General features: G+C 71.3%; 16 protein-coding genes. 10 read left to right on the forward strand and 6 right to left on the reverse strand.

Translation table 11 applies throughout. The annotated features are described in order from the left end of the window. Positions 1 to 136: 136 nt before the first annotated feature. Positions 137 to 1,117 carry an EamA family transporter gene (locus ABT300_RS07315; RefSeq protein WP_351673027.1) on the reverse strand — a complete coding sequence of 327 codons (981 nt, stop codon included), beginning with the start codon at positions 1,115 to 1,117 and terminating at the stop codon, positions 137 to 139. Positions 1,118 to 1,226: 109 nt separating this feature from the next. Here ABT300_RS07315 and ABT300_RS07320 point away from each other — a divergent pair, with 109 nt between their 5' ends. Then, positions 1,227 to 1,823: a MarR family winged helix-turn-helix transcriptional regulator gene (locus ABT300_RS07320; RefSeq protein ID WP_351673028.1), complete on the forward strand. Its 597-nt coding sequence runs from the start codon at positions 1,227 to 1,229 to the stop codon at positions 1,821 to 1,823. Positions 1,824 to 1,955: 132 nt separating this feature from the next. Here the strand turns inward: ABT300_RS07320 and ABT300_RS07325 are convergent, their stop codons facing one another. From ABT300_RS07325 to ABT300_RS07340, 4 genes are all read right to left on the reverse strand, one after another. Continuing rightward, positions 1,956 to 2,240, reverse strand: coding sequence for a hypothetical protein (locus tag ABT300_RS07325; RefSeq protein WP_351673029.1), 285 nt, complete (start codon positions 2,238 to 2,240; stop codon positions 1,956 to 1,958). 68 nt (positions 2,241 to 2,308) lie between these two features. Then, positions 2,309 to 4,492, reverse strand: coding sequence for a 4-alpha-glucanotransferase (gene malQ / locus ABT300_RS07330; protein WP_351673030.1), 2,184 nt, complete (start codon positions 4,490 to 4,492; stop codon positions 2,309 to 2,311). Next, positions 4,493 to 4,714 carry a hypothetical protein gene (locus ABT300_RS07335; RefSeq protein WP_319279181.1) on the reverse strand — a complete coding sequence of 74 codons (222 nt, stop codon included), beginning with the start codon at positions 4,712 to 4,714 and terminating at the stop codon, positions 4,493 to 4,495. A 119-nt stretch (positions 4,715 to 4,833) separates the two neighbouring features. Continuing rightward, complete coding sequence (locus ABT300_RS07340; RefSeq protein WP_351673031.1) at positions 4,834 to 4,968, reverse strand: hypothetical protein; 135 nt, start codon at positions 4,966 to 4,968, stop codon at positions 4,834 to 4,836. 175 nt (positions 4,969 to 5,143) lie between these two features. On the opposite strand from ABT300_RS07340, the gene ABT300_RS07345 reads away from it, so the two are divergent. The 4 genes from ABT300_RS07345 (at position 5,144) to ABT300_RS07360 (ending at position 8,243) form a co-directional block, all read left to right on the forward strand. Beyond that, complete coding sequence (locus ABT300_RS07345) at positions 5,144 to 5,569, forward strand: hypothetical protein (protein ID WP_351673032.1); 426 nt, start codon at positions 5,144 to 5,146, stop codon at positions 5,567 to 5,569. A 315-nt stretch (positions 5,570 to 5,884) separates the two neighbouring features. Continuing rightward, entirely contained in the window at positions 5,885 to 6,928 is a 1,044-nt protein-coding gene (locus ABT300_RS07350) for a hypothetical protein (RefSeq protein WP_351673033.1), read from the forward strand. Further along, positions 6,925 to 7,503: a hypothetical protein gene (locus ABT300_RS07355; RefSeq protein WP_351673034.1), complete on the forward strand. Its 579-nt coding sequence runs from the start codon at positions 6,925 to 6,927 to the stop codon at positions 7,501 to 7,503. Before ABT300_RS07350 ends, ABT300_RS07355 begins: the two co-directional genes overlap by 4 nt. Continuing rightward, positions 7,500 to 8,243 (forward strand): ATP-binding cassette domain-containing protein, encoded by a 744-nt coding sequence (locus ABT300_RS07360; RefSeq protein ID WP_351673035.1) that lies wholly within the window; start codon positions 7,500 to 7,502, stop codon positions 8,241 to 8,243. Before ABT300_RS07355 ends, ABT300_RS07360 begins: the two co-directional genes overlap by 4 nt. Positions 8,244 to 8,389: 146 nt before the next feature. On the opposite strand, the gene ABT300_RS07365 is transcribed toward ABT300_RS07360, so the two are convergent. Beyond that, positions 8,390 to 8,926, reverse strand: a complete 537-nt coding sequence (locus ABT300_RS07365; RefSeq protein ID WP_057574627.1) for an HNH endonuclease — start codon at positions 8,924 to 8,926, stop codon at positions 8,390 to 8,392. A gap of 324 nt (positions 8,927 to 9,250) precedes the next feature. Between ABT300_RS07365 and ABT300_RS07370 the strand changes: the two genes are divergently transcribed. The 5 genes from ABT300_RS07370 to ABT300_RS07390 all read left to right on the forward strand — a co-directional run bounded on the left by ABT300_RS07370 (position 9,251) and on the right by ABT300_RS07390 (position 15,179). Beyond that, positions 9,251 to 10,363, forward strand: coding sequence for a mechanosensitive ion channel family protein (locus ABT300_RS07370; RefSeq protein WP_351673036.1), 1,113 nt, complete (start codon positions 9,251 to 9,253; stop codon positions 10,361 to 10,363). Between the two features lie 273 nt (positions 10,364 to 10,636). Then, on the forward strand, positions 10,637 to 11,848 hold the full coding sequence (locus ABT300_RS07375) for an ROK family transcriptional regulator (RefSeq protein WP_351673037.1): 1,212 nt from the start codon (positions 10,637 to 10,639) through the stop codon (positions 11,846 to 11,848). Between the two features lie 136 nt (positions 11,849 to 11,984). Continuing rightward, positions 11,985 to 13,334 carry an ABC transporter substrate-binding protein gene (locus ABT300_RS07380; RefSeq protein WP_351673038.1) on the forward strand — a complete coding sequence of 450 codons (1,350 nt, stop codon included), beginning with the start codon at positions 11,985 to 11,987 and terminating at the stop codon, positions 13,332 to 13,334. A gap of 2 nt (positions 13,335 to 13,336) precedes the next feature. Continuing rightward, the gene (locus ABT300_RS07385) at positions 13,337 to 14,281 is read left to right on the forward strand and encodes a carbohydrate ABC transporter permease (protein WP_351673039.1); all 945 of its coding nucleotides are present in this window, start codon (positions 13,337 to 13,339) and stop codon (positions 14,279 to 14,281) included. 4 nt (positions 14,282 to 14,285) lie between these two features. After that, entirely contained in the window at positions 14,286 to 15,179 is an 894-nt protein-coding gene (locus tag ABT300_RS07390; RefSeq protein WP_351673040.1) for a carbohydrate ABC transporter permease, read from the forward strand. Positions 15,180 to 15,201: the final 22 nt, after the last annotated feature.

Here is a 15,201-nt window from a genome sequence, read left to right on the forward strand (position 1 = left end):
GTTTTTCCTTTCGGCGTCGGGGCTTGGACGAGGGCGAGGGCGCCCGGTGATCACACCGGGCGCCCTCGCCGCATGCTCGCCTGGCTCGCGTCGCCTTACGTCACGTCTGCGTCGCCTGACATCCCTTCACGTCCCTTCACTTCCCCGCGGCCGTCCGCGCGGGAGAGCGGTCGGGGGCTTCGACGCCCTCGACGCCCTGGCGGGAGCGGGCCACGACCGGCGCGGTGGCCACGACCGGCGCCGTGGGCGCGGCCGGTGCGGCCGGTCGCTGCGGACTCAGCTGACCCGCCGCCGTCGCGGCGAACGCCAGCGCCATGCCCGTCAGCTGCACGGGGGTGAGCGACTGGCCGAGCGCCGCCCAGCCGACGACGGCCGCGGTCAGCGGCGAGAGCGGGGCGAGGAAGGTGACCTGGGTGGCGCTGAGGCGGCCGATGCCGCGGAACCAGAGCCAGTACGAGACCGCCGTGTTCGCCAGGGCGAGGTAGAGGTATCCGGCGACCGCACGGCCGTCCAGCGCGGGCGGGGCGCCCTCGACGAACAGGGCCAGCGGGGCGATGAGGAGACCGCCCGCGGTCAGCTGCCAGCCGGTGAGAGCGAGCGGCCCGACCCCTTCGGGACGCCCCCATTTCTTCGTCAGGACCGTCCCGGCCGACATCGACGCCGTGGAGGCCAGCGCGGCGACCACCCCGAGCGCGTCCGGCGCACCGGCGGCCTTCAGCACGACGAGGCTGACGCCGAAGACGGCCGCCACCCCGGTGAGCAGGGTCCGCGCGGTGGGCTTCTGTCTCAGCAGCACCGCCGACAGGCCGACCACGAACAGCGGGCCGACCGAGCCGACGATGGCCGCCATGCCGCCGGGCAGCCGGTAGGCGGCGAGGAAGAGAAGGGGGAAGAAGGCGCCGATGTTCAGCGCGCCGAGCACCGCGGCCTTCCCCCACCAGGCGCCGCGCGGCAGCACCCGGCCGAGAGCGAGCAGCAGCAGCCCGGCGGGCAGCGCCCGCATCAGGCCGGTGAACAGGGGCCGGTCGGCCGGGAGGAACTCGGAGGTGACGGCGTAGGTGGTGCCCCAGGAGACCGGGGCGAGGGCGGTGAGCAGGACAGTGGCTGACCTCTTCATGAAAATAGCTTAGCACTAAGCTACTTACTTACAAGCTTCTTGTCGGTCATCCGCTGGTTCGCGAGCCACTTTCTTGCGGGTCACCGAAGGGGGACGGATACTCACCCCCATGAACAGCCAGCCCCCCACGCCCGCAGACCCCCCGCCCGCGGCGTCCCCGCACAGGGAGCCCGCACTCAGGGAGCCGTCGCACAGGGAGCCCTCGCGCAAGGACCCGGTCGACGCGATCGCCGAGCAGTGGGCGTCGGTGCGGCCGGACCTCGACACGGCCGCCATGCAGGTGTTCGGCCGCATCGGCCGGATCGCCCGCGCGATGGGCGACCGCACGGAGCAGGCGTACGCGGCGTTCGGCATCGCCCGCGGCGAGTTCGACGTGCTCGCCACTCTGCGCCGCTCCGGCGAGCCCTACACCCTCTCGCCGCGTCAGCTGTCGGCGACGCTGATGCTGACCACCGGCGGGATGACCGGCCGCCTCGACAAGCTGGAGCGGGCCGGGCTGCTGCGCCGCTCCCCCGACCCGCACGACCGCCGGGGCCTGCAGGTGACGCTGACCGAGCGCGGGCTGGAACTCGTCGACGGCGCCGTCGTCGCGGGCCTCGTCGTCCAGACGGATGCCCTCGCCGCTGCCCTGAACGCCGAACAGGCCGGCCGACTGGCCGACCTGCTGAGGGAGTTGCTGCTGTCCACGGAAGCCCCGCGCGGCTGACGGCGCACGCCGGCCGGGCATGTCGGGCCCGCCGGGCCGCGGACACAGCGAGGGCGCCGGTCCCGCCGGGTACGGCCTGTGCGTACGCGCGGTGGGAGCGGCGCCCTCGAGGAGCGTGCCGAGAACGGGAGCCTAGGCCTGGCCGGCCCTGGCCTTCCCCCGGACGGAGATGTTGGAGCCAGTGTCGTCGCCCCGGTCCTTGGACCTGTCCAGGACCCACACCAGTCCGGCGATCAGCGCGAACAGCGCGAGAGGGGCCACGACGAAGAGGCCCAGCGTCTCGACGACGCTGAGACCCGGGCCGGGGTCGTCGCCGTCGTCTCGGGCCACCGCGAGCGCGGGGGACGACATGAGCAGCATCATCAGCGTCGTACCGGCAGCCAGGGCGCCGGCGCGCAGGGCGTTCTTCTTGTCCACGGTGCCCAAGTTAGCGAACGGCGTCGGGGCGCGCGCGTCCGGGGTGCCGTCCGAGAGGCGTGCGGCCCTCACGCCCCCTCCCGGGCATCGCCGGACGGTGCGCCCCGCACGCCGCCGAACGGCCGGTGCACGGTGTCCCCGGGCGGCTCGCCGCCCCCGTCGCCGACCGGTTCGCCCGGCTCCCGCAGGACGTCCATCAGCGCGTGCAGTCGCGGTGAGGCCGCCAGCTGCTCCAGGGCGACCGGGCGGCCCTCCGCGTCCGCGATCGGCAGTCGCCAGTTGGGGTACTGGTCCCAGGTGCCGGGCAGGTTCTGCGGGCGGCGGTCGCCGACGCCGTCCGGCAGCCAGACGCCGATCATGCGGGCCGGGCTGCGCACCAGGAAGCGGTGGACGGCCTGGACCTCGGCCTCCTCCGAGGAGGCGTCGCCGCCGCCCCCGGCGCCGGCCAGGAGGCCGAGACGGCTGAGCTCGGCCAGCCATTCGGCGGTGTCGTTGGCGGCCGCGGTGCGCTCCTCCTCCAGCGGCCGGGTCAGCAGGCCCAGCCGGTCGCGGAGTTCGACGTGCTCGCCGGTGAGCCGGGCGGCCGTGGACGGCAGGTCGTGGGTGGTCGCGGTGGCCAGGCAGTCGGCCCGCCAGCGGTCGGGGGACAGCGGACGTCCGTCGCCCTCCCAGTCCCGTTCGAACCACAGGACGGACGTGCCGAGCACCCCGCGCTCGCGCAGCGCCTCGCGCACCCCCGGCTCGACGGTGCCGAGGTCCTCGCCGATCACGGTCGCGCCGGCCCGGGCCGCCTCCAGCACCAGGACGGCGAGCATGGCCTCGGCGTCGTAGCGGACGTAGGCGCCCTCGGTCGGCAGCTCGCCCTGCGGGACCCACCACAGCCGGAACAGGCCCATGACGTGGTCGATGCGCAGCGCGCCGGCGTACCGGAAGAGCGCCCGCAGCAGTCGTCGGAAGGGGGCGTAGCCGGAGTCGGCCAGCCGGTCGGCACGCCAGGGCGGCAGGCCCCAGTCCTGGCCGCGGGCGTTGAAGGCGTCCGGCGGGGCGCCCACCGACATCCCGGCGGCGAAGTACTCCTGCTGCGCCCATGCGTCGGCGCCCTCGGGGTGCACGCCGACCGCCAGGTCGTGCACGATCCCGACGGGCATGCCGGCCTCGCGCGCGGCGCGCTGGGCGGCGGTGAGCTGCTCGTCGGTGAGCCAGGCGAGCCGAGAGTGGAAGTCGACGCGGTCCATCAGCTCGCCCCGCGCGCGGGCGGTCTCGGCCGAGCGGGGGTCGCGCAGCGCGGACGGCCACTGCCGCCACTGCGGGCCGTGCACCTCGGCGAGGGCGCACCAGGTGGCGTGGTCCTCCAGCGCCCGGCCCTGCTCGGCGAGGAAGTCGCAGTAGGCGGCGCGGCGGCCGGGGCCGAGGGGCACATGGGCGACGAGTTCCAGGGCCTTGCGCTTGAGCTGCCACACCGCGTCCCGGTCGATCAGCTCGCCCTCGTCCAGGACGGCCTCGCGCAGCCGGCCGGCCCGCTCGAGCAGCGCCGCGCGCAGGGCGTCGTCGGGGACGTACGCGTACTCGGGGACGTCCTCGACGCGCAGGTGCACCGGATCGGGGAAGCGGCGCGAGGAGGGCCGGTAGGGGGAGGGGTCGGTCGGGGAGCCGGGCACGGCCGCGTGCAGCGGGTTGACCTGCACGAATCCCGCGCCGAGCGTCCGTCCCGCCCAGCCGGCGAGCTCCCCGAGGTCGCCCAGGTCGCCCATGCCCCAGGAGCGGCGCGAGAGCAGCGAGTACAGCTGGACGAGGAGCCCGTACGACCGTCCCGCGGGCGTGGGCAGGCGGGCCGGGGCGACGACTAGGTGGGCCCGGCCGGTCCGCCCGTCCGGCGCGGTGACCGTCAACCGGTGCACCCCGAGCGGGAGTTCGCCGACGCCCTCCCGGGTCTCGTCCTCCCGGCTCTCGCCCTGCTCGGTCTCGACGTGCAGCCGACTGCCGGCGGGAAGGGCCGCGAGCGCCTCGGGCGGGCTGCCGCTCCAGCACACCACGGTCGGCGGCAGCAGCCGCTCGCGCAGCTCCGCCTCCCGGGCCGCGAGCGCGGCTCGCACGGCCTGCGGCGCGCTCGCGTCGACGCCGAGGGCGGCCAGGACGCGGGTGACGGCGGCGGCGGAGGCCGTGACCGTGCGGTCCGCCGAGGGCTGGTAGGAGGTGGCCACGCCGTGCAGCGCGGCGAGCCGGGCGAGCTCTTCCCCGGGGGGTGCGGTCATCTACGGCCTCGTGGAGTCGGAGTCCGCGGCGGCGAGCGGCGGCTCGCTGGTCAGGGGCTCGGCGTCGGGCAGCGGAGGTTCGCTGGTCAGCGGAGGTTCGGCGCAGGTTCCTTCGGCGCTGAAGGCGCACAGCAGGACGTCTTCGGTGGCGGCGGAGAGCTCCGCCGGGCGTTTGGACCGGGGCGGCGCGATCACGGGTGGCCTCCTCATCGGATACGACATCGGTTACCGCAGCCCTACCCAGCGAACGCCGGGCCAGACGTCCCGTCGAACGACCCGCTGCCGCCGCACCGCGTCACACGCTGCCACATCCGCGCGTCCCGGCGGCGGACGCGTCGGGTTCACACCTGCGACGCGGCGAACCCTGGGCGAGCCGGGCTGTCGGCGTCGGTGAAATCAATGGGCGATTCGGAACACCCCGCCACAATCCAGACGGTGAAAAATCGCCCCACTTTAGACAACTCGACGACGGCCATGGGGCCAACCGCGCAGCCTTTGAAAGAAGTTGACCTTTCACGAAGTGGACTGATACTTTCCAGACGCAGGCTGAAAGGCCCTCAGCTGCACGGGGGACGGGGATGTGGGGGAAGTGTGCCCTTAACTTCACAAGTGCCTGACCCCGTGCTTCACGCGCACAGAACAGGGGAAAGCATGAAGCGCGGTACGCGTATTTCCACGATCGTCGGCACGGCCGCCGTGATCACTCTGGCGATGGCCCCCATCGCCGAGGCCAACTGGAGCAGCTCCATAACCGGCGCGAGCGTGGGCTTCGAGTCCCGCCGCTGGTCGGACGAGCTGTACTCGCAGGTGAAGTTCACCGGGTGCACCACCGACCCGGGCGTCACCAAGAGCACCGACGTGCAGATCTGGAACGACATCTCGTTCCAGCCTGACCAGGCCTACGACAACAAGACGTTCACCGCGTGCTTCAACGGCGGTACGAGCAACGGCGAGTGGACCGACCTGCCGTCCGGCATGCGGGACTACTACTTCCAGATCAAGAAGATCGCGGGCTCCACCTTCGGCCCGCAGCTGAGCGTGCGCTCGGTGTCGGTGGACACCACCAAGGCCGACTAGACGGCTGACAGACCAGCCCTGGGGGGCGTCCCGCACGGGGCGCCCCTCTCCGGCCGACAAGTGGTTCGGTGAGACTGCATGAAATTCAGCACCACTCTGCGCAGCGGTAGTGTGCGATGGGCTGCACCCATCGTTCTCCTACTGACATCGTTTTACTATGTCGTAGGCCAGAAAGCCCCCTTCTCGAGCTATTTCCATTACGCGCCGAGTATTGTCGCAGAGCCATTGACGACACTTTATTCGCTGGCTTATGCGACGGCTGCTGGATTTTCCTGCTGGGAGAGTGGCCGCCTGAAGAGCGCACGGATATGGGCCTTGGCTCCGGCCCGTTCCCGCTATCGGATCGCGGCCAATGTCCTGGCCCCGGTGATCGTGCTCTCGTGGCTGGTCATCCTTCTTCCCCCCGCGGCTTCCCTCGCCTGGTCGGCGACCATGCCCAGCCTCGACAGCCTGCGGCTGCCGCTCGCCGCGATGGTGATATGCGTCGCACACGCGACCGTGGGATTCGCCGTGGGCTGCTGGGCTCCCCGCATCATCGCCACGCCGATCCTGGCCGTGGGCGACTGGCTCCTCGTCTCCTTCACCCGGGCGATGCTGCCGTACTGGCCCCGTCACGTGTCCGGGCAGTTCGACACGATCGGCTTCGGCGAGGTGCCCCGGCTCGTCACGACGGCGGCCCCGATGCTGCTGGCCGGCGGCATCGCCGTCGGACTGCTCCTCCTCTGGCTGCCCTTCGGGTGGCGCCTGCTCCGGGTCGCCCTCGCCGCCGCGGTCGCCGTGGGCGGCGCCTTCGGGGCCTACCGGCTGACCGCCGACTGGTCGGCCACCCCGCCGATCACCACCGGGAACGTGGCGATGGCGTGCACCGGCAGCGCGCCGCGCATGTGCGTGCCGGAGTTCAACGAGCGCTATCTCTCCAAGGCGCAGAGCGCCAGCGCCAAGGCGCTCAGCGTGCTGCGGGACGCCGGAGCGACCTCCGCCCAGCCTCAGCTGATCACCGACGGCTACGTCGACGGCCGCCACCAGAAGGCGTCCACGGACACCGAATGGCGCATGATGCTGACCGTGCCCATGCAACGGGGCGACGCGGTGTACCAGGTCGTGGTGCGCTCGCTGAAGTTCCGCTGCAAGGAGGTCGACGTCCGTACCGCGCACTCGGCCTGGCTGTGGGCCGCCACGAAGACCGGGCAGGCGGAGGCCTACCAGATGCGCCGGGAGCAGGAGGGCATGAACCCCGAGGACCGGCAGCTGGAGAAGCAGATCAAGACGGACGTCACTCGCGTGTTGGCCGAACCCGCGGCCGAGCAGACCAAGTGGATCAAGCAGAAGCTCGACACCTGTCAGGCGAACGCGTCGTGAGGTGGTGGTTCAAGGCCCGGCGGGGGCACACGCTGCTGCCGCTCGCCCTCGTCGTCTTCACCGCCGCCCTCTACGCCGTCCAGGACACCACGGTGCTGCTGCCGGCCATCACCGGCAGTCCCCGGGTCGCGCTCGCCCTGTTCGTCCCCGTGCCCCTGTTCGCCATCCTGATGGCGACGCTGGAGTCCCGGCTGCCCGCGGCCGAGGTCTCCGGAGTACGGTCCGTCACCCGGCTCGACAACCTGCTCGTCACCGGGGTCATGGCGACCGCGGTGCTGTGCAGCCTCGTCGTCGCCGCCCTGGAGGGAACCGGGACGGCCACGACCGGAGGGCGCAACGCCCTGTTCCTGACCGGCCTCATGCTGATCGGACGCGCCTGGGTCGGCCAGGGGGCCGTGATGCTCCCCGTGGGATGGTTGGTCACCGTCGCCGTCATCGGGTTCCGGGGGAACGTCCCGCGCTCGTGGAGCGTCATCGCGCTTCCTGCGGACGACCTGTTCGCAGCAGCCGCCTCCCTGGTGGTGTTCGCCCTCGGACTCGCCGCCCAGATCCGCTCGTCGAGGAAAACAGCGTGACACTCGAACTCCGCAACTGCACCTACGGCTACCGGCGCTGGAAGCAGCCCGTGCTGCAGGACTTCTCCTACAGCCTGCCGGGAGGCCTCACCGTGCTGCTCGGTCCCAACGGGGCCGGCAAGTCGACGCTGCTGAAGCTCGCGGCCTCGGTGACCGCCCCCCAGAAGGGGCGCGTCGCCCTGGACGGGGCGCCGGCCGGCACCGCGGCGTACCGGCAGGCCGTGGCCTGGATGCCGCAGGACATCGTGCCCATGCCGACGCTCACCGCCCGCGAGTACGTCGCCTACATCGGCTGGCTCAAGGGCATGAACCGCACGGACGCCTGGAAGCAGGCCCGCAAGGCCCTGGCCCGTGTGGAGCTGACCGACAAGATCGACGCCCGCACGAGCCAGCTCTCCGGCGGCCAGCTGCGGCGCGTCGGCGTGGCCGGGGCGCTGGTGCACGGCGCCCGGGTCCTGTTGCTGGACGAGCCGACCGCCGGCATGGACCCCTACCAGCGTCGCGTGTTCCGCGACATCCTGCGCGGGCTCACCGGTGACGTGCGCGTCCTGCTGTCCACGCACGACGTCGCCGACCTCGCGGAGGAGGCGGACCACGTCACCGTCATGTTCGGCGGAGCCGTCCTGCACCACGGGACCACCCACACGTTCCTGGCCCACACTCCGCCGGGAACCCTCGAGGGGCGCGCCGCCGAAGCGGCGTACACCGCGCTGCTGAGAAGCCACAACGTCGCCGCCTGAAGCCCGGGGCCGACCGCCGGGGTCGCACACGGAACCCGGGCGGCGCGCGTCGCCCATGGCGGCCAGGGGCGACGCGAAACACGCCTTGGCGCCGTGACCGGAAGGGTCTGCCGCGAAGCTCACGACGTGCCTTCGCGGCCACGGCCCTAGGCGGAGATGCCGTCGATCCTGGCCAGGGCGTCGTCCGCGCCGTACGGCTGCAGGTACGGCAGCCAGCGCGGATCCCGGTGGCCCGTGCCGATGATGCGCCACGCGAGACCGGAGGGCGGGGCGGGCTTGTGGCGCAGTCGCCAGCCGATCTCGACGAGGTGCCGGTCGGCCTTGGTGTGGTTGCAGCGGCGGCAGGACGCCACGACGTTGTCCCACACGTGCTTGCCCCCGCGGCTGCGCGGGACGACGTGGTCGACGCTGGTTGCGACGCCACCGCAGTACATGCACCGGCCCCCGTCCCGGGCGAACAGCGCCCGACGGGTCAGCGGGACGGGCCCACGGTAGGGGACCCGGACGAATCGCTTGAGCCGGACCACGCTGGGTGCGGGGACTGTGACGGTCGCGCTGTGCAGGAAGGCGCCGGATTCCTCGAGGGAGACCGCTTTGTTCTCCAGGACGAGGACGAGCGCGCGGCGGAGCGGTACGACGCCGAGTGGTTCGTACGACGCGTTGAGGACCAGGACGTGCGGCACGGATGCCTCCTTGGGCGTCGGCGGCGCGTGGCTCGCGCCGGGACGATCTGTGGTCAGTGTCCCCTCTCGCCCGCTGGACGCGCCACCATGTCCCGGTAACGGGCTGGGAGTGTTTTCGACCACACCCTGTCGTCTCCCCGGGATCATGGCCTGTTCAAGCCCAGGTGAGCACCGTCTCTCCTTCACCGATCGCGCCGAACCACTCACAATGCCCCGTTAGTGTGGTGGTTCTGTCCGTCCGGTGACCTTTCCGTGACCTCGCCGAGCGCGTCGCCCCCGACCGCCGCACCGGATGGAGCAGTGCAGCACCTGGAGGTACCTGCCGTGTCCTTGCCCGCCGTCCTACTGGCCGCCGACGCGTCGCCGACGCCGACTCCCTCGGAGTCGCCGTCCGCGGTGACGGTCCCGTCGCTCCAGGACGCCCAGGAGAGCGCCACGAACGCGGCCAGTTGGGTCGAGCAGAACTGGTCGACCTGGCTGGCGATCGGTCTGCGGGTGCTGCTGATCCTGGTGATCGCGGTGGTGCTGAGAGTGGTGGTGCAGCGGGCGATCACCAAGCTGATCGACCGGATGAACCGCACCGTGGCCTCGGTCGACGGCACGGCGCTGGGCGGGCTGCTGGTCAACAACGAGCGGCGGCGTCAGCGCTCGCAGGCGATCGGCTCGGTGCTGCGCTCGGTGGCGAGCTTCCTGATCATGGGCACGGCCGCGCTGATGGTGCTGGGCACCTTCGAGATCAATCTGGCCCCGCTGCTGGCCTCGGCCGGTGTGGCGGGCGTCGCAATCGGTTTCGGCGCGCGCAACCTGGTCACCGACTTCCTCTCCGGCGTGTTCATGATCCTCGAGGACCAGTACGGCGTCGGCGACCAGATCGACGCGGGCGTGGCCGCCGGCGAGGTCATCGAGGTGGGCCTGCGGGTGACCAAGCTGCGCGGCGACAACGGGGAGATCTGGTACGTCCGCAACGGCGAGGTCAAGCGGATCGGCAATCTCTCCCAGGGCTGGGCGACGGCAGGCGTCGACGTGACCGTCAAGGCGTCCGAGGACCTGGACAGGGTGAAGGCCACCCTCGACGAGGTCGCGGAGAAGATGAGCAAGGAAGAGCCCTGGAACGAGCTCCTGTGGAGCCCGATCGAGGTCCTCGGCCTGGACAGCGTCCTGCTCGACTCGATGGTGGTCCGCGTCTCCGCCAAGACCATGCCGGGCAAGTCCGCGACGGTCGAGCGGGAGCTGCGCTGGCGGGTCAAGCGCGCCTTCGACGCGGCCGACATCCGCATCGTGGGCGGCGCGACCGCCACCGCGGCGGAGGACCCGGCGGACCCGTCCCCGGCGGTCGCGGCCCCCTCCGCGTTCGCCGACGCGGAGTCCCCGCAGTCGGCGGCGGCGACGCCGATCGCCCAGCCCCGCGCGGCGACGACCACCCCCTCGCCGAGGTAGCGGAACACTTCGGAACAGCTCAGCACACCCGTTCGGGACAAGGGCGGGGATTCCGACGGCGTCGGGGTCTCCCGCCCACGGCGAACAAGGCGCTCCCCCGGTAACGACTGCGTTGCCGCGGGGGCGTTTGTCGTTTCGCACCTTGACGACCCCTTCGCCCCGGGCTTACGTTCCCTTCCACCGATAGGAAACTTTCCTAACAGTGACCGGATGTGGACGTGCGTCCGACGGACTTGAGAAGCTGGGCAGTTCAGAGAGGCAGGTGTCGACCCCATGGCAGCAACCGCCGGCACGCCGGGCACCCCGCGCGTCCTGCGCGCCATGAACGACCGCGCCGCGCTCGACCTCCTGTTGGCGCACGGCCCGCTGTCACGCACCCGCATCGGCAAGCTCACCGGCCTGTCGAAGCCCACCGCCTCGCAGCTCCTGGCCCGCCTGGAGGCCGCGGGGCTGGTCCTCGCGACCGGCACCACCGCGGGGCGACCCGGCCCCAACGCCCAGCTCTACGCGGTCAACCCGGTCGCCGCGTACGCCGCCGGGCTCGACGTCACCCCCGAACGCGTCCTCGCCTCCGTCGCCGACATCACCGGCCGGACCGTGGGCGCCCACGAGGTGCCCACACCCGGCAGGAACACCGCCGGGGCCGTCGTACGGCAGGTCGCCGACGCCCTCGACGGCGCAGTCAAGGCCGCCGGTCTCACCCGGGACGACGTGCGCCGGCTCGTCGTCGCCACCCCCGGCGCCTTCGACCCCACCACCGGTCGGCTGCGCTACGCCTCCCACCTGCCCGGCTGGCACTCCCCCGCGCTGCTCGACGAACTCGCCGCAGCCCTGCCGATGCCCGTCGAGTACGAGAACGACGTCAACCTCGCCGCCGTCGCCGAACAGCGGCTCGGCGCGGCCCGCGGCCACGAGGACTTCGTCCTGCTGTGGAACGAGGGCGGGCTCGGCGCCGCCCTGGTCCTCGGCGGCCGGCTGCACCGCGGCTGGACCGGCGGCGCGGGCGAGGTCGGCTTCCTGCCGGTGCCGGGCGCGCCCCTGGTCCGTCAGGTCACCAAGGCCAACAGCGGCGGCTACCAGGAGCTCGCGGGCTCGCAGGCCGTCCCCCGGCTGGCCCGGGAGCTCGGCATCGACGACGTCCCCGAGGGGCCGTACGCCGACGTCGCCGCCGCGCTCGTACGGCGGGCCGCAGCCGAGGACACCGCCGTGCACCGACTGCTGCTCCAGACCTACGCGACCCGGCTCGCGACCGGTCTCGCCTCGCTGGTCTCCGTGCTCGACCCCGAGCTCGTCGTCCTCAGCGGCGCCTCCCTGACGGCCGGCGGCGAGGTGCTGCGCGCCCTCGTCCAGGACGAACTGGAGGAGCTGGCGGCGTCCCGGCCGAAGCTGGTCATGGGCGACGTCACCGAACGGCCCGTGCTGCGCGGCGCGTTGGAGAGCGCGCTGGCCGCCACCCGCGACGAGGTCTTCGACACCTCGCGCTGAGCCACACCCCGCACCCCTCGCCAGCCAGTCCGTAACCCGGCAACCCCGTAACCCCGCGGCGGACTCCTCCTCCGCCTCTTCCTCTCACCTCACTTCACCTCACCTCCACCCAGCCCTGCCCCTGGAAGGCTCCGCCATGCCCGTACGCATACCCGAGGTCGTCCGAAAAGCGGCTTTCGCCCTCACCGCTTCCACCGCCCTGCTGCTGAGCACGACCGCCTGCACCGGCCAGTCCGCCTCCGACGCGAGCGACGACGCGTCGAAGGACACGACCCTCACCTTCTGGCACGCCTGGAGCGCGCCGAACGAGGTGAAGGCCGTGCAGGCGCTGGTCGCCGGCTTCGAGAAGACGCACCCCAACATCCACGTCAAGGTCGTCGGCAACATGACCGACGACAAGATCAACCAGGCGCTGCGGGCCGGCGGCAGCACGGCGCCCGACGTGATCTCGTCCTTCACCACGAACAACGTCGGCAAGTTCTGCTCGTCGGGCGCCCTCGTCGACCTCAACCCCTTCTTCAAGAAGGCGAACATCGACCCGGCGACGACGTTCCCGAAGGCGATGAACGAGTACACCCAGTTCGAGGGCGACCGGTGCGCCGTCCCGCTGCTCGGCGACGCCTACGGCCTGTACTACAACCGGACGGCGTTCGAGAAGGCCGGCATCACCGCTCCGCCGAAGACCTGGTCCGAGTTCGAGGCCGACGCCAAGAAGCTGACGATCACCCAGGGCGCCACGTACAAGCAGCTCGGCTTCATGCCGAACTACCACGGCTGGGAGACGACCACCGAGCACTACATGGGCCAGTTCGGGCCGACCTACTTCGACGCGTCCGGCAAGTCGACCATCGGCACGGACCCGGCCGTCGCTGCGGCCTTCGCCACCCAGAAGAAGCTGGTCGACGAGCTCGGCGGGTTCAAGAAGCTGGAGACCTTCCGCGCCGGCCTCGGCGACGAGTGGGGCCCCAAGCACCCCTTCCACACCGGCCAGGTGGCCATGCAGCTGGACGGCGAGTGGCGCCTGGGCATGGCCCTCGAAGCCAAGCCCGCCTTCGAGATCGGCGTCGCCCCGCTGCCCGTCCCCGACGACCAGGCGGCCCGGTACGGCAAGGGCTACATCACCGGAACCATCGCCGGCATCGCCGCCACCAGCAAGAAGCAGAACGCGGCCTGGGAACTGGTGAAGTACATGACCACCGACACGGACGCGGTCGTCGCCTTCTCCAACGCCATCCACAACGTGCCCTCCACCCTGGCCGCCCTGAAGTCCCCCGCCCTGAAGTACGACCCGCGGTTCAAGACGTTCCTGGACATCGCCGCGAACCCGAACTCCACCACCTCCCCGGCCTCCGTCAACGGCGGCGTCTACCTGACGACCATCCAGCAGCTGGGCTACGACTACGAGAGCGGCAAGGTCACCGACCTGACGGCCGGGCTGAAGAAGGCCGCCGCGCAGATCGACACGGACATCGCGCAGGCGAAGTGACGATGGCGACGACCCACACGCTGAGGGCGAAGCACCGGCGCTCGGCCCTGCGCACCCTCGCCTTCCTCTCGCCCTGGCTGATCGGCTTCGCGGTGTTCTTCGCGTACCCGATGATCTCGACCGTCTACTTCTCGTTCATGCACTACGACGGCTTCCGGCCGCCGACCTGGAGCGGCACGCAGAACTGGACGTACGTCTTCGAGCACTACCCCTTCTTCTGGCCGGCGCTGCGCAACACCCTGTGGCTGGTCGTCTTCATGGTGACCCTGCGGGTCCTGTTCGGACTCGGGATCGGCATGCTGATCACGAAGATCAAGACCGGCGCCGGAGTCTTCCGCACCCTGTTCTACCTGCCCTACCTCGCCCCGCCGGTGGCGGCGACCATGGCGTTCGCGTTCCTGCTCAACCCGGGCACCGGACCCGTCAACTCGCTCCTCGGGAGCATCGGCATCCCCGCGCCGGGCTGGTTCAACGACCCGCACTGGTCCAAACCCGCCCTCACGCTGATGTTCCTGTGGGGGGTCGGCGACCTGATGGTCATCTTCATGGCCGCGCTGCTCGACGTGCCGAAGGAGCAGTACGAGGCGGCTGAGCTGGACGGCGCCTCGGCATGGCAGCGGTTCCGGTTCGTCACCCTGCCCAACATCTCGCCGATCATCATGTTCGCGGTCGTCACCGGCGTGATCGCGGCGATGCAGTGCTACACCCAGCCCCTGGTCGCCGGAAAGGTCGCCTCGGGCGTGATCCAGGGCGCGGGCACCATGTTCGAGCCCGGCTACCCGGAGCACTCCACCCTCACCCTCCCCCAGCTCGTCTACAACCTCGGCTTCCAGCGCTTCGACTACGGCTCGGCGTGCGTCGTGGCCCTCGTCCTGTTCGCCCTGTCGATGGCGTTCACCGCGCTGCTGATGCGGCGCCGGGGCGGGCTCATCCAGGCAGGTGACTGACCCCATGACGCAAGTACTCGACCGCCCGGCGGAGTTGACGGCGCCCGCCACGCCCGCCGAGCGCACCGCCCGCCGCAGAGCGCTGCTGGAGTGGATCGCGGTGCACTCCCTCGGCGTCGCCGCCGCGCTCTTCTTCACCCTCCCGTTCGTGTTCGTGTTCCTGACCTCCCTGATGAGCGACTCGCAGGCGCTCAGCCGGGACCTGATCCCGCACACCTGGGAATGGGCCAACTACCGGAAGGTCTTCGACACCCCGGGCTTCCTCACCTGGTGGCGGAACACGCTGATCTACGCCGGCCTCGGCACCGTCCTCACCGTGGTGTCGTCGATCCCGGTCGCCTACGCGCTGGCCAAGTTCCGCTTCCGGGGCCGGAACCTGACGCTCATGCTGGTGATCTCGATGATGATGCTGCCCCCGCAGGTGGTCGTCATCCCGATGTACCTGTTCTGGGCCAAGCAGCTCGACCTGTCCGGCACCCTGTGGCCGTTGATCATCCCGCTGGCGTTCGGCGACGCGTTCTCGATCTTCCTGCTGCGCCAGTTCCTGCTGACCATCCCGAACGAGTACCTGGACGCGGCGAAGGTGGACGGCTGCGGCGACCTGCGCACCCTGCTGAAGGTCGTCCTGCCGATGGCGAAGCCCGGCATCGCCGCCGTGGCCCTCTTCCAGTTCTTCGCCGCCTGGAACGACTACTTCGGCCCGCAGATCTACGCCTCCGAGAACCCGGACGCGTGGACCCTCTCCTACGCCCTGGAGTCCTTCAAGGGAGCGCACCACACCGACTGGAACCTCACCATGGCGGCCACCGTGCTGGTCATGGCCCCCGTGATCCTCGTGTTCTTCTTCGCGCAGAAGGCGTTCGTCGAAGGTGTCACCCTCACCGGAGTGAAGGGTTAACAAGGCATGCGCAGTCTTCACG

The organism is Streptomyces sp. NPDC001027 (assembly GCF_040299045.1).
Lineage (GTDB): Bacteria > Actinomycetota > Actinomycetes > Streptomycetales > Streptomycetaceae > Streptomyces.

Bases quoted from the DNA above. Each gene is read 5' to 3' on its own strand.
- ABT300_RS07340 (WP_351673031.1), bottom strand. From the start codon at position 4,968: ATGGCCGTCGTCGAGTTGTCTAAAGTGGGGCGATTTTTCACCGTCTGG.
- ABT300_RS07380 (WP_351673038.1), top strand. From the start codon at position 11,985: ATGCCCGTACGCATACCCGAGGTCGTCCGAAAAGCGGCTTTCGCCCTC.
- ABT300_RS07385 (WP_351673039.1), top strand. From the start codon at position 13,337: ATGGCGACGACCCACACGCTGAGGGCGAAGCACCGGCGCTCGGCCCTG.
- ABT300_RS07375 (WP_351673037.1), top strand. From the start codon at position 10,637: ATGGCAGCAACCGCCGGCACGCCGGGCACCCCGCGCGTCCTGCGCGCC.
- ABT300_RS07335 (WP_319279181.1), bottom strand. From the start codon at position 4,714: ATGTCGTATCCGATGAGGAGGCCACCCGTGATCGCGCCGCCCCGGTCC.
- malQ (WP_351673030.1), bottom strand. From the start codon at position 4,492: ATGACCGCACCCCCCGGGGAAGAGCTCGCCCGGCTCGCCGCGCTGCAC.
- ABT300_RS07390 (WP_351673040.1), top strand. From the start codon at position 14,286: ATGACGCAAGTACTCGACCGCCCGGCGGAGTTGACGGCGCCCGCCACG.
- ABT300_RS07345 (WP_351673032.1), top strand. From the start codon at position 5,144: ATGAAGCGCGGTACGCGTATTTCCACGATCGTCGGCACGGCCGCCGTG.
- ABT300_RS07320 (WP_351673028.1), top strand. From the start codon at position 1,227: ATGAACAGCCAGCCCCCCACGCCCGCAGACCCCCCGCCCGCGGCGTCC.
- ABT300_RS07315 (WP_351673027.1), bottom strand. From the start codon at position 1,117: ATGAAGAGGTCAGCCACTGTCCTGCTCACCGCCCTCGCCCCGGTCTCC.